This is a genomic window from uncultured Pelagimonas sp., assembly GCF_947498515.1.
Lineage (GTDB): Bacteria > Pseudomonadota > Alphaproteobacteria > Rhodobacterales > Rhodobacteraceae > Pelagimonas.
This window is the reverse complement of record NZ_CANMKO010000003.1, coordinates 480,891-493,887: the sequence shown is the minus strand read 5'-3', so window position 1 is coordinate 493,887 and position 12,997 is coordinate 480,891. Positions and strand designations below refer to the sequence as shown.

Genomic DNA, 12,997 nt, shown 5'->3' with positions numbered 1-12,997 from the left:
TTTATAACCCGCCCATCGGATTTCGGGCCGGGCCTTAAGGGGCGCGGCCCTTGCTTATCGAAATGGAAACAGACCCATGAAAACCTTCTCTGCTACACCAGCAGATATCGAGAAGAAGTGGATCATCATCGACGCCGAAGGCGTGGTGCTGGGCCGTCTTGCCTCGATTATCGCTGTTCGCTTGCGCGGCAAGCACAAGCCTTCTTTCACGCCTCACATGGATTGTGGTGACAATGTCATCGTCATCAATGCTGAAAAAGTCCAGATGACCGGCAAGAAGCGCGAAGAAAACTTCTACTGGCACACCGGTCACCCGGGTGGGATCAAATCGCGCACCAAAGCCGAGATCCTCGAAGGCAAGCACCCTGAGCGTGTTGTCACTCAGGCGGTCAAGCGCATGCTGCCAGGCAACCGCCTGTCGCGTCAGATCATGACCAACCTGCGTGTCTATGCCGGCGCCGAGCACCCACACGAGGCCCAGAGCCCCGAAGTGCTTGACGTCAAGTCGATGAACAAGAAAAACACGCGGGTATAAACGATGTCAGATCAGATCAATTCCTTGGAAGAGCTGGCCGGTGTTGCAGGTGTCGAAACCGCAGAAGCCGAAGTTGTTGCTCCTCGTGAACCCGTTCGTGACGAACTGGGCCGTTCCTATGCCACAGGCAAGCGTAAAGACGCTGTTGCCCGTGTTTGGATCAAGCCAGGTTCCGGTAAAGTAACCGTAAACGGCCGTGACATGGACAAGTATTTTGCCCGTCCAGTTCTGCAGATGATCCTGCGCCAGCCGTTCACCGTTGCTGGTCGCGACGGTGAATTCGACGTCTATGCAACCGTCAAAGGTGGTGGCCTGTCTGGTCAGGCCGGCGCGGTCAAGCACGGTATCTCCAAAGCCCTGCAGCTGTACGATCCCTCCTTGCGCGGCGCGCTGAAAGCGGCAGGCTTCCTGACCCGTGACAGCCGTGTTGTTGAGCGTAAGAAATACGGTAAGCGCAAAGCGCGTCGTTCATTCCAGTTCTCGAAGCGCTAATTCGCGTTTCATACCAATTCAAAAGGCCGCCTGTTTGGGCGGCCTTTTTTGATATGAGATTAAGCTTTGGCGGTTCACTTGTCTGGTGCGATCAATCCAAGCCCACGCAGGTACACCCCGATACCAGTTTCCAAAAGGTCTTCTGGTGGAAAGGGGGCTTGGGTTCCCGGTGAGTTCCGGGCAAACAATTCGACAACCCCGTGGCTTAGCGCCCAAATATGCGCCGAAAACATCGCCGGAGGCGGGCGTTTCTCTGGTGGGATGTGTTCCGAAAGCTCGGCTGCCGCTCTTTCCAGAACGCCGCGCGCTTTGGATGAAATCGCCGCCAGCTCCGGGGAGTGATTGACGCTGATACCGCTTTCAAACATCGCAATATAGTGGCCGGGGTATTTGCGCGCAAAGGCGAGATAGGCCCGACCCGTTGCTTCAAACGCCGCAAGGGCCGAAGGTTGACCGCTGTCATAGGCAAACTGCATGACATCGGCAAAAATCTCATATCCTTGACGCGCGGCCTCAGCGATCAGATCCTCGCGCCCGGCAAAATGCCGGTAAACGGCGGCGGGTGTAACGCCAGCTTGCTTGGCAGCCTCGGACAAGGTGAACCCGGTCGGGCCTTTGCTCTCGATAAGAGTGAGCGCAGACTCAACAAGGGCTTGCCTGAGGTTTCCGTGATGGTAGCCGCGTTTAGGCATGTTTGCTAAAGGTCCACATCATTGATCACGACGCCCAAATCTCTGGCCCACCACAGATTTTTGCATCGGGAGCGCCGACAACATCAGTATTTTTTTGGGCATAGTCGATTTTGCTCAAGACATGGCGAATGGCCGCCAATCGTGCGCGTTTCTTGTCATCCGATCGAATGACCGTCCATGGCGTAGCGGTGGAATGGGTGCGCGTAAGGGTTTCTTGGATGGCCTCGGAATAGGCGTCCCATCGGTTAAGCCCCTCAACGTCAATCCAGCTCAGTTTCCACTGTTTCAACGGATCGCTCTCGCGTTTTAGAAACCGCCGCAATTGTTCGGCGCGTCCAACATTGAGCCAGAACTTGAAGAGATGAATGCCCTCATCCACCAACATGTTTTCAAAGTCAGGTGTCTGGGTGAAAAAATGTGTGCGCTGGTTCGGGCTGCAAAAGTCAAACACGTGTTCCACAACACCGCGGTTGTACCAGCTGCGGTCAAAGAAAACGGCTTCTCCACCCGATGGCAGATGGTCGATATAGCGTTGAAAGTACCATTGGCTGCGTTCGGTTTCCGTTGGTTTTGACAGGGCAACAACCCGCGCGCCACGCGGGTTCAGATTGGTGCGAAAACGGCTAATGGTTCCGCCTTTGCCCGCCGCATCACGCCCTTCAAAAACAATGGCGATCCGTTCGCCGCTTTCTTTGGCCCAGGCCTGCAGTTTGACAAGCTCGATCTGCAAAGCCTCCATGTCCCGGTCATAGGCCTTGCGTTTCATTTGCTGGGCATAGGGAAAAGACGGGTCGAGTATGTCGTCCTTGTCCGCCGAAGCGATAGAATCGCGTATCTTTTTGGGGGCGACATCCTTGTAATAAGACGAAATCGCACCATCAAAAGGCAGGGTCATGACTGCTCCTTGTTATATTTACCTATCACTATGTGATGGTTAGGCGAATAACGCAAATCGTGCTGGTTATGCCCCCGAAGACCGCCGATCTTTCGTTTTCAGCCCGATATCTGACATTTTGAACGGCGTGGTCTGGTAGATTTCGTTGATCCAGTTGCAGTAGAGCAGATGCGCATGGCTGCGCCACCGGTTCTGTGGCGGTTGCGATGGGTCATCGTCGGGATAGTAATTGGCCGGTACATTGATCGGTTTGCCGGCCGCGACATCCCGGTCGTATTCCTCTTTCAAGGTGCCGCTGTCATATTCCAGATGGTTGAAAATATAGAGCGCTCGATGATCTGGATCCTCAACAAGGCAGGGGCCCGTTTGGTCAGAATCGATAAGGATCGGCAAACCGGCGGCGCTGATTTCATCACGCTTCAATTCGGTCCAGCGCGACACAGGGATCACCATATCGTCGGAAAAACCACGCAAGTAGGGAGAAGCCGGTTCGTCATTGCGATGTCGGATACAGCCAAAGGCCTTGGCATCCAGAATATGTTTTTCGACGCCATGGAAATGGTAGAGCATCGCCATCCCGCCCCAGCACACGCCGAAAGTCGACAGGACATGCGTCTGAGTCCAATCAAAGACTTGCTTTAACTCTTCCCAGTAAGTCACTTGTTCGAAAGGCATTTGTTCAATTGGAGCGCCGGTGATGATGAGCCCGTCGAATTTCTCACCACTGGCAAGAACTTCGGAAAACGGACGGTAAAAAGCCTCCATATGTTCGGCGGCTGTGTTGCGGGTCTGGTGTTCACTCATCCGAATAAGCGACAGCTCAATTTGCAACGGGGTTGCGCCGATCAACCGGGCAAACTGGTTCTCGGTCTGGATTTTCTTGGGCATCAGGTTCAACAACCCAATGCGCAAGGGGCGGATATCTTGCCGCGACGCTGCATCCTCGGACATGACCATGACACCTTCGTTCGTGAGAACGTCGAAGGCGGGCAAGTCAGAGGGCAGTTTGATGGGCATTGGATTTATCCTAACAGAATGAATGCTCTAGATATGTGACTGGAGGCAACCGAACAAGGCACTAGTCGGTTTTTGCGATGTTTGACCCAATCACAGCGGTAAAATCTTTGGCATCGCGCACCGTGGCCATGTCAGAGGCTTCGACGGTGATGCCCCAATTGTCAGCCATAGCTTGATATCGGGGCTGGCGATGTGCCAAAGCCTTGGCATAGGTCCAGCGAATAAAGGCATCCGGGTCAACCTCAGCCTCGTTTAGGTCGTTTTGTGCAAGATAATCTGCCCAAGCGGTCTCTAAAAACGCTGGCTGGTAGGCCATCGGTTTGGGGTCTTTGTCAAAACGGCGAATAAGCTCTTCGGTGTGATCTTCGCTTCCCTTGATCCAAACCATTTGCGATTGGGCCGACAGGGCGGTCAAAATCGGATCGTTGCGATCATGGGGATCAACCCATTCACAAATTGACCCGCCAGTGTCGCAAACAAAATGTGGGTACCCATACAGGTCCTGAGCGCGGGATATGAAATACTCCGTATCCAAAAGCGCCTGACGCTCGGCGTGTTCAAACTGGGCCTGCCGACGTTGGTATTCATCCATCGCCATCCCACCACGATCGGCGCAACCGGGTTTGCCAAGATAGGTCGAGACAGGAGTCAGGTTGTCAAAACTGATGTTCGACCCGAGATAGATTGAGTCAGACATCAGCAATTGGCGCAAAAACGGGTTTTTCATTGCTTCACGCTTGGCGTTGTCGGCAATGTATTCGCCCATATATCGGGTGCCAATGCGGTAATCGACTGAATAATGGAACCAGTCACCGCTGTCGCGCAACAGGTTGGACACGGTGGTTTTTCCAAGTCCTGACATGGCAAAAATCACAACGCGTTTCTGTGCGGCGTTGTTCCAGTCGTGTTCGGTGTTATATCGCATTCTCAACCCCTTGCGGCGTGTGTTCCCCTTGAATTACGCGTCTGAGCCGGTGAGGTCAAACCCTGGCTTTTGCGCGGATAAGCTAGATCGATTTTCCCAAAGCTTTAAGCGAGGAACAGGGAAAGCATTTCCATTTGCCTTGCGTGGTGGATCAGCTTTTTGGCGTCATCCACGAAAAACGCCCCGAAACAGTGTCCCAGGGCGTCGATGTTTTGTGTTCAGAGGGTTTAGAACGTCATTTTAACCGATAGTCCAAAACCAAATGCTGAGTTGCCTTCGAATTTGCTTCCGTCTGCAACCTCGGCATCGCCGAGTTTTACATATTCGATGCCACCGCGCATGCTCACGTTGTCATTTGTATACTGGCCACCCAAGCCAAAGGCGAGCATGCCGTCGGTTGGCGCAAGACGTGACGCTTCGCCGCCATCTGCTTTTTCATAGCGAACTTGCGCGAAACCGGAGGCTTGTTCGTTGAATTTCCGACCGACACCCAAACGCCAAGTGATCACGTCATTGTCAAAGCCGGTGATTTCGCTTCCGGTGATCTCTTCGTATTGCTCCGTGCGCACTTCCCATTTGGACCACTCCGTCCATTTTACGCTACCGAATACCAAAGTATCCTTTGCAACACCTGTTTGAAAATCAAGCTTGACCGATTGTGGCATTTCCACTTTTGTTTTGGATTTTGCGCCCAAAATACCAAACCCGGTCAATACTTCGGTGGTATCAAACTCGTGCGTGATTGAGCTTTCGTATGTTAAAGCAACACGAAGCGCGATATCCGGGATTTCATAAGCCGCACCCAACACGTAACCCCAGTCACCGCTTTCTTCACCCTCAGCAGTGTAGTTAAAGGCGTCTGGGTTTGCTGCGTATCCTGCCAAAACGGCACCAGCACGTGCAAGACCGGCTTGGGCAAGAAGTAAATCTGGGTGATCAGCTGGCGCACCTGCTGCGGTCAATGCGGCAATGGCCGTTTGCGCGTCTTGAGCCGACGTAGCAGCACTTGCGGCAAAGAATTGACCCGGGATTGCAATATCCGCCGAGCTTTTGACATAGCGAGGACCGCCGTAAACGCTGATGCGATCACTAATTCCATACCGCAAAATTGCAGATACCTGATTGCTATCCCAATCAGCCGTCAGACCGGTATAAAACCCTTCCTCATAAGAGGCGTCTGCCCCGTAGCCATCCGAAAGGAAAAGGCCAAATGATAGGTTTTCCCCGAAGTCTTTTTTGTAAGATGCTGAAACCGAAACATATGAGTTGGCCATGTTGCCAGAGGATTTCTTACCCCCGCCATCAACACCCAAGTTACGGCCCGCACCGCGAACTTCATCTGTATATTTACCTGAAATCGTCGGATTGACGATGCTGATAGATACATTGGCCTGATCACCGTCTTGGAACAGGACGCCATAGTCGTTTGCAGTTCGTTCGATGCCTGCGGCTGATGCCGCTGATGCAGTTAGGGCGACCGCGCCTGCGGTCAAGATTGTTTTTTTCATGCTATCCCTCGTCCCGTTTTCGGGTTGTCTCCACGCATTATGGTAAGTGTTGATTTAAAGTCCGGTCAATTTTGACTGTACGTCAAGGTGACGCGGTTCGACGCTGCGTCACGTTTTTGTAACAGTTGATCGACGGGTTTCGAGCCAAATGTTGGTGTAATTGGCGGCAAAGATTAACGCGGCCCCCAAAAACACGTAGCGATCCAGCGGTTCGTGGTACAAGGCCATACCCACAAGTGCGACAACCGGCAATCGGGTGAAATCGATTGGGATGACAACCGTGGCCGGGGCCAAGCCGAGGGCGGTTGTCAGACAGAAATGCGCAATGAGACCCGCCAGCGAGATCAAAACAACCCAGGGCCAGCTTGCCAAAGAGGGCAGGGCGATATCGCCATCCAAACCGGCACAAACCAAGCCCATGATCGCTTGCATGGCAGTGAGCCAAAACATGATGTTGGTGATTTTTTCCGTTCTGGTCAAAAGCCGGGTGAAAACCGCGGACCCGGCAAAACCGATCGCGGCGAGGGCGGCGGCGATCTGACCAAAACTCAGGCTTTCGGCGCTAGGGCGGGTTACGATGAGGATACCAACGAACCCGATAACCGCTGCGAAAACGCGGTTGATGGTCAAACGTTCGTTCAAAACCAGCGGGCTCAGCAATAAGACCCAAATCGGTGAGGTGAATTCCAAAGCAAAAACTTGTGCCAATGGGATCACGGTGATGGCGTAGAACCAAAGGTTTTGTCCGGCGAAATGGGCGATATTGCGGGCCCAATGAAGCCCAAGCCGCGTCGGAGCAATATCTTTTCGGGTTCCTGAAACCTGGGCGATTATGAGAACAACAACAACACCGATGAGCGAGCGATACATCATGATTTCAAATGTATCGAGGTCAAGGCTCACGGCGCGGCCGGCAACGGCCATTGTGGTAAAAGACACAATGGCACCGATCATCCAAAGACAGGCTTGGAGAATGTTGTTCATGTGATGCTGCCTTTGACCTGCGCTGTCTGGCCACTGTGCAGAGACCGGACTTAAAGGCAAGCTGTTACCCGGTTAGGCGCAGGTCATTTTCTTCGGGCAATGTCGGGGTTTCACCGGTAAGCATGGCATCAATGTGCCAGGCATCCATCGTGTCATAGGGGATGGGATGGGGTCGGGTGATGGCGAGCCAAAGATCAAGACCCGATACAATCATCGACCGTCGATTTGGCGCCGCAAAATAGAGTGACCGCCATGAGGGACCAAAACTTGCCTTGAACCGTGTCAGACTTGTATTCAAACGCAAAGTTTGCGCCAGCTGTGGATGAGGAACCGCGGCCAAATTGAACTCTTGTATTTTGGTGCGACGGGCGTCGTAGATCATATGGTGAATCAACCCGTGCATCGTACCAGTGGGCAGATTGTTTACGTGGCGCATGACATCCAGACTTTGAACGCCGGGGATCTCCACAAGCGAGGCGAAGGCGATAAGAGTGTCACCGTCAAAAGCCCCGAAAAGCGGTTTGTCTTTTAAATACAAGGGACAAAACCGCCCCATTGTCAGACCGCGTTCCGCCCCATGCGATTTTTGCCAGTCATGATGAATTTCGGCCAAGCGCGCCCAATCGGGGTCGATTAGGCGTTCGAACCGCAAACCCGCCTTGTCTGCTTTGCGCAAAAAACGGCGCAACTGCCGCCGCTTTGGCCCCTTTTCACAATAGGTTTCCGGAAGGATGACGGCCTCATGAGCCAGGGCCGCGACTTTCCACCCTTCGGACCTTGCAACAACAGCATCACGGGCCGTGATTTTATACAAAGCAGCACAACGGTTTTGCCGGGTGGCTTGCTTTTTAAGTGCTTGCAGCAGAGGCAAAAACGACCCGGCAGTCGCGCCGAGAAACAAAGTCAATGTCTGGGGGGTATCCAGTAAGGTGGCCGAACTCGCTGAAGTTTCTAGGTTTTGGCACTGCGATTGGGCAGAAATTTGATGCTCGGCGCGAGGGGCCGCATGGGGACGGGGGGAATGTCGATCAATTGTTGGAGCGGTGACCGGGGCGATTGCAGCATAGCCCAGACCAATCAAACAGGGCGCAACATAGTAAATAAGTCGAAATGCAATCAGCGCAGCGGCCAATGGGGCGATGTCCGGGTTCGGGATAAGGGACACCATTGCCATTTCAAATGGGCCTACGCCGCCCGGAGTGCCGCCTAACATACCTGCACCCAGTGCCACACTAAAGGCCGCAATCAAGGTTAAAAACGGCGGGGACATGTCCGGTGGTAGCAAAAGGTAAAAAGCCAGCCCGGCAAACAAAAGATCACACGCCGCCAAAGCCGTCATGTGCCCCATGGCGGGTAGGCTAGGCACCGTCAAACGAAACCTAAACACTTGATGTTTAGGGTAGATCAGTAATGCTGCTACAAACAGAGTTCCAAAGACCGGAACCAAAATCAGGGCCAGCCAAGGCAACCCAAGCAAAACTGGAAGCCCAACAAGCGCGGTCAAAATTGCCCATGCGGTAAAGAATCCCAAGGTGACAAATCCGGTGATTTTTGCCACATTTTTGTGCCCTAGAGCGGGCATTAGGCGCCACCGAACGGCCCCACCAACAAGAGGCCCAAAGCCAGTTGTTTGCCCAATTGCAATGGCCGCGCCCCCAGCTTGTCTTGCTGCAGGGCTGGGTATTCCGGTTTGGAAATGTCGGTGGGCGATCACGTCGTATTGGGCCACTGCCCAAAAGCTTGCCGCGGTTGCGAGCGCGGCGGCGATCCATCTCCACCGGGGAATCGCATCAAAGGAGGCGTGAACCGCATGCCAGTCCAAATCTTTTGCATTGGTCCATAGGAGCCAGATGAAAACCGATCCGAAGGCCAAAGGCATAATGCGCCGCATCGCATCTGATGACTGAACAAACATTTCTTTGACCACCACGAACCTCACTCATTCCTATCAATGGTTTAGCAATGGCGTCACTGTCTTCAGGTTAATGCTACATTTTGAATATTTGAAATTGTTGGCAAATCGGTCTTGCGGGTCTTCCAAAGCTTGGAACGTGAAAAAATTGCCTGTTTCCAAGTCTTGGGTCACAGGCGTTCAGTCTTCATTGGCAGTGTGTAAATTCGCAAGTAACGGGCGCTTTCCAAAAGCACTTCCGGTTCTGCGCCGTCAATCCTAAAACGGGAATAAGGATTTGTTTCCGCAGGCTTATCCAGCAAGAGTGATGCGACAGAACCACTGATTTCGGTCTTGTTTGGCGCTTCGGATTCGGGGCCAATCAGTACGCAGGCAGCTGTGTTGAACAGGCTGTCATCACGGTAAACTGTTCCACTCGTTTGGGAATTTTCAAACGCCTTGGCGAAAGTCCCTAAAGAACATCAAAAAGGGGGCCACTAGGCCCCCTCTGAATAGAGTCGTCTAAGCTGGCGTTAGACTTCGTCGATGATCTGCCCTTTGGCTTGGATCAAGAACTCGGCCATCTTAGCGCGAATTTCGTCGGCCGTGACATTGCCAAGGTCACCGACAACCTTGCGTACAACGTCTTCGTGGCCGGCTTCTTCGAAATCGGATTTAACGACTTCAACGGCATAGGCATTTGCGGCATCGCCGGTTTTGCCCATCTTCTCAGCGGCCCAAAGGCCCAACAATTTGTTGGCCCGTGCCTGCGCCTTGAAGCTCATCTCTTCGTCATGGGCGAATTTGTTCTCGAATGCGCTTTCGCGATCGTCGAAGGTGGTCATGGGATCATCCCTCCTCAAGTATCTTTGATTGACTGATAGAAAAGCCCCTCGCGATTGTATAGCCGAAAATACCGGTGCGCGACTTTTTGCGCTGGCAACAGGGGGGCTATGCGCGGGCTAACGCTTGCGAGATGATAGCCCATACAGTATGACGGCGACAAACCACGCGCGCGACCCTGCGCGCTTTTTGTGTTTTTTGGAAAGGGCCCCGATGACACGGCGCAAGAAAATCTACGAAGGCAAGGCAAAGACCCTGTTTGAGGGCCCTGAACCGGGCACCATTGTGCAGTATTTCAAGGATGATGCCACGGCCTTCAATGCCGAGAAAAAGGACGTGATCGAAGGCAAGGGTGTTTTGAACAACATGCTGTCTGAATACTTCATGACCGGCTTGGGCTCTGTTGGGGTTCCAACGCATTTCATCAAACGTCTGAACATGCGCGAACAACTGGTGCGCAGCTGCGAGATTATTCCGCTTGAGGTGATTGTGCGCAATTACGCCGCCGGTTCGATTTGCACGCGTCTGGGGATCGAAGAGGGCACTGCGATGCCGCGTCCGATCGTGGAATATTGCTACAAAGATGATAGCCTTGGTGACCCCTTGGTGACCGAAGAGCACATCGCCGCCTTTGGCTGGGCCAGTCAGCAAGACATGGACGACATCATCGCGCTTGCGCTGCGGGTCAATGATTTCCTGTCCGGCGTTATGTTTGGTGTCGGCATCAAATTGGTTGATTTCAAAATCGAAATTGGCCGCGTGTTTGACGGCGACTTCCAGCGCCTTGTTGTTGCCGATGAAATCAGCCCGGACAGCTGTCGTTTGTGGGATATCGAGACCGGTCAAAAACTCGACAAAGACGTGTTCCGGCGCGATCTGGGAAGCCTGACGGACGCCTATACCGAGGTTGCCAAACGCTTGGGTGTTATGCCCAAACAATCAACACCAGTCAGCAAACCGACCCTGATTAATTAATCAGTTTGGTCGATTTCTCGTCTCTTGCTAGAATGGGCGCATTGAACCTAGGAGGTTTCGATGCGCCTTTTTCTTTGGTCCTTTCTCGTTTCTGCTGGTTTTGTGTCGCCCGGTTTTGCCCAACCACTAGAATTTGACCCGGCTGACTTTGGCAAAATCGTTGTCGCGCCTCGTCAGTCAGCGGACGGAACTTTGCTTTTGGAACAGGCCTTTGGGTCTTACCAAAATGAACCGGTTTCTAATTATTCTGAAAACAGTGCAGCGCGGGTATTGGGGCGGCCCGTTGGACGTTTGGACCTGTTGTTAGCAAACGACAAACTGGCGTTTTGCACGGCGTTTATTGTTGATTCCAAACATATCGTCACCAACCACCACTGTATTCCGGGGACGGGCAGTTTAGACATCAAAGCGGCGCAACTGGTCATGGGCTACACCGATCAAGGGTTGGGGCGCGGGGCAGAGAAATATCAAGTTCTGACAGACCCGGTTGATGGATCGCAAGAGCTTGATTTTGCGGTGCTTGAAGTGTTTGGCAACCCATCCGAGACCTTTGGGAAAGTGCGCCTTAGCGATGCTGCCCCGACGGATGGGAGCTTCTTGTGGATCATCGGGCATCCGTCTGGCCAAGCTCAACATATCAGTCGTGAAGGCTGCGCTGCCTCTGATCCTGCTGTGTCCCAAGAAGGCAAACTGGTTCACACCTGTGATACATTGACGGGAAATTCTGGCTCTCCTGTTTTTGATTTACAAAATCAATCTGTTATCGGGTTGCATCATGCCGGTGATAGCCGGACGGGATACAATTATGCCATCCCGATGCGGGCCATTTTAGATCACAGCCCGGTTTTGCGGGCGGCCTTACCCAAAGCACCTCCGGCCCTGTCTGCAGCATTGGAACCTCGCGCAGAATGCACAGACGCCTGGGAGAAAACGCCCAAAACAAGCTGTGCGGAATTGGGGAGTTTCCTCGAAACCTGTGGCGATCATCCCATGGCCGTGGCCGCCTCTGAATTGGCCGTACAAATGTGCCGGATCGAAGCCGAGGAGGTTGAAGCTAAGCTAGAAAGGGAGCAGTTTTCCGAGATCAAAGCATCAGTACGCGATTACCAATCACAGGCGGATTTGCTCAGGTTGAGGATCAACAGCACCAAAGAACGCACTGATGATATTCTGAATTCTATCATCGAAAGGCTTTTCGCCAGCGATCAAGTTGAGGTCAAAATTGTCTGGTTTGATGCCGAACGGGACATGAATCCGCTGTTTTTGGATTTGTTTGATGACTTCCAAGACATCGAAGGTCGTTTGCGCGACATTAAGTCGTTCAGCAACGACGTCTCGTATCATGATGGTCCGCATTTCGTTGTTTACCATCCGGAATTGATGAACGCCGCGCTTGTAACCGCTCAAGACAAGGGGGCGTTGCTTGAAGAGAAATATGATCAGATCACCAAACCCTTTTTTGATGCCGGGGGGGCGGCCAGTCGCGCAAAATCGGCTACTCCGTCACTTGAAGAGACACGGGAGCGGGCAAAAAGCTGGGGTGCTATGCGGTTGGCCGACGCCGAAGAACACCATGTCGATTTACGAGCAACGGACCGGGCACTCAAAAAGCTTGGCCTTGTTGTGGGGGCAATGGTCGAAAAACTTAATAAGTTGGAACAAAAGCCTAGGTTTTTGCAGGATGATTTGGAGTCCTTGCAAGCGGAAATCGCCTTTTTACAAGAGATGTCGGAAATCGGGAAAACCGAGCTAAACAAGCGGCTGGACTCGATGTGGTTATCCTATCGTAAAATCGACTCGTTGAAGGGGGAAAAGGACATTGCCAAGGTCGTGGAGAGCGTTGGGTATGGTGCCAAAACTGTCCGGGATGAGCTTATCCGCGGGCAACGCGCCCTGGAGAGAGCCCAAGGTGGTTTGGATGCCGTGAAGGAGGCCATTGCCGAGGACACGCGCGCGCGCGAGGAAGGATATCATGCCGAGGTTTTGTTGCGGCCCGACGGGTTTCAGGTTGAACTTTTGCCCAAACTTCTCGATGCGACGCCTTATCTCACGCGGGTCCAGAAAGAAGATATCATGGTCTATGTGCAAGAGGCCGAGAAACATCCCGATCAACTTCCCGAAGTGCTCGAGGAATTGCGGCTCAACCTTAGCCCGTATTGACCCGGTGTTAGCGCCGTGATCGCCCGAGGGCATGGTATTCTTTACTTGGCGGAAGGATGAGGCAGGCTTAGGCTGGTTGT

General features: G+C 53.0%; 12 protein-coding genes. 4 read left to right on the top strand and 8 right to left on the bottom strand.

The features are described from left to right. The first annotated feature begins 76 nt into the window (after positions 1–76). Both rplM and rpsI read left to right on the top strand, forming a co-directional pair. Positions 77–535, top strand: a complete 459-nt coding sequence (rplM, locus tag Q1A43_RS08730; protein WP_299922382.1) for a 50S ribosomal protein L13 — start codon at positions 77–79, stop codon at positions 533–535. 3 nt (positions 536–538) lie between these two features. Continuing rightward, a complete protein-coding gene (rpsI, locus tag Q1A43_RS08725) occupies positions 539–1,027 on the top strand; it encodes a 30S ribosomal protein S9 (RefSeq protein ID WP_299922380.1) in 489 nt (162 codons plus the stop codon). Positions 1,028–1,101: 74 nt separating this feature from the next. Here the strand turns inward: rpsI and Q1A43_RS08720 are convergent, their stop codons facing one another. From Q1A43_RS08720 to Q1A43_RS08685, 8 genes are all read right to left on the bottom strand, one after another. Next, a complete protein-coding gene (locus Q1A43_RS08720; protein ID WP_299922378.1) occupies positions 1,102–1,719 on the bottom strand; it encodes a TetR/AcrR family transcriptional regulator in 618 nt (205 codons plus the stop codon). 25 nt (positions 1,720–1,744) lie between these two features. Then, positions 1,745–2,614 carry a polyphosphate kinase 2 gene (gene ppk2 / locus Q1A43_RS08715; protein ID WP_299934200.1) on the bottom strand — a complete coding sequence of 290 codons (870 nt, stop codon included), beginning with the start codon at positions 2,612–2,614 and terminating at the stop codon, positions 1,745–1,747. A gap of 66 nt (positions 2,615–2,680) precedes the next feature. Next, positions 2,681–3,631, bottom strand: a complete 951-nt coding sequence (metA, locus tag Q1A43_RS08710; protein WP_299934198.1) for a homoserine O-succinyltransferase — start codon at positions 3,629–3,631, stop codon at positions 2,681–2,683. A gap of 61 nt (positions 3,632–3,692) precedes the next feature. Next, the gene (locus tag Q1A43_RS08705) at positions 3,693–4,556 is read right to left on the bottom strand and encodes an ATPase (RefSeq protein WP_299934196.1); all 864 of its coding nucleotides are present in this window, start codon (positions 4,554–4,556) and stop codon (positions 3,693–3,695) included. Between the two features lie 227 nt (positions 4,557–4,783). Further along, complete coding sequence (locus tag Q1A43_RS08700; protein ID WP_299934194.1) at positions 4,784–6,064, bottom strand: outer membrane protein transport protein; 1,281 nt, start codon at positions 6,062–6,064, stop codon at positions 4,784–4,786. 108 nt (positions 6,065–6,172) lie between these two features. Continuing rightward, positions 6,173–7,048 carry a DMT family transporter gene (locus Q1A43_RS08695; RefSeq protein ID WP_299922368.1) on the bottom strand — a complete coding sequence of 292 codons (876 nt, stop codon included), beginning with the start codon at positions 7,046–7,048 and terminating at the stop codon, positions 6,173–6,175. A 64-nt stretch (positions 7,049–7,112) separates the two neighbouring features. After that, positions 7,113–8,606: a phosphatidylglycerol lysyltransferase domain-containing protein gene (locus Q1A43_RS08690; RefSeq protein ID WP_299934192.1), complete on the bottom strand. Its 1,494-nt coding sequence runs from the start codon at positions 8,604–8,606 to the stop codon at positions 7,113–7,115. Positions 8,607–9,472: 866 nt separating this feature from the next. Beyond that, entirely contained in the window at positions 9,473–9,784 is a 312-nt protein-coding gene (locus Q1A43_RS08685; RefSeq protein WP_299922364.1) for a DUF1476 domain-containing protein, read from the bottom strand. Positions 9,785–9,995: 211 nt separating this feature from the next. On the opposite strand from Q1A43_RS08685, the gene purC reads away from it, so the two are divergent. Further along, entirely contained in the window at positions 9,996–10,757 is a 762-nt protein-coding gene (purC, locus tag Q1A43_RS08680) for a phosphoribosylaminoimidazolesuccinocarboxamide synthase (RefSeq protein ID WP_299922362.1), read from the top strand. 60 nt (positions 10,758–10,817) lie between these two features. Continuing rightward, a complete protein-coding gene (locus Q1A43_RS08675) occupies positions 10,818–12,917 on the top strand; it encodes a trypsin-like peptidase domain-containing protein (RefSeq protein ID WP_299934191.1) in 2,100 nt (699 codons plus the stop codon). Positions 12,918–12,997 lie beyond the last annotated feature (80 nt).

What these genes read in the sequence shown, in the direction of transcription:
- rplM (WP_299922382.1), top strand. Translation starts at nt 77, where the DNA reads ATGAAAACCTTCTCTGCTACACCAGCAGATATCGAGAAGAAGTGGATC.
- rpsI (WP_299922380.1), top strand. Translation starts at nt 539, where the DNA reads ATGTCAGATCAGATCAATTCCTTGGAAGAGCTGGCCGGTGTTGCAGGT.
- Q1A43_RS08720 (WP_299922378.1), bottom strand. Translation starts at nt 1,719, where the DNA reads ATGCCTAAACGCGGCTACCATCACGGAAACCTCAGGCAAGCCCTTGTT.
- ppk2 (WP_299934200.1), bottom strand. Translation starts at nt 2,614, where the DNA reads ATGACCCTGCCTTTTGATGGTGCGATTTCGTCTTATTACAAGGATGTC.
- metA (WP_299934198.1), bottom strand. Translation starts at nt 3,631, where the DNA reads ATGCCCATCAAACTGCCCTCTGACTTGCCCGCCTTCGACGTTCTCACG.
- Q1A43_RS08705 (WP_299934196.1), bottom strand. Translation starts at nt 4,556, where the DNA reads ATGCGATATAACACCGAACACGACTGGAACAACGCCGCACAGAAACGC.
- Q1A43_RS08700 (WP_299934194.1), bottom strand. Translation starts at nt 6,064, where the DNA reads ATGAAAAAAACAATCTTGACCGCAGGCGCGGTCGCCCTAACTGCATCA.
- Q1A43_RS08695 (WP_299922368.1), bottom strand. Translation starts at nt 7,048, where the DNA reads ATGAACAACATTCTCCAAGCCTGTCTTTGGATGATCGGTGCCATTGTG.
- Q1A43_RS08685 (WP_299922364.1), bottom strand. Translation starts at nt 9,784, where the DNA reads ATGACCACCTTCGACGATCGCGAAAGCGCATTCGAGAACAAATTCGCC.
- purC (WP_299922362.1), top strand. Translation starts at nt 9,996, where the DNA reads ATGACACGGCGCAAGAAAATCTACGAAGGCAAGGCAAAGACCCTGTTT.
- Q1A43_RS08675 (WP_299934191.1), top strand. Translation starts at nt 10,818, where the DNA reads ATGCGCCTTTTTCTTTGGTCCTTTCTCGTTTCTGCTGGTTTTGTGTCG.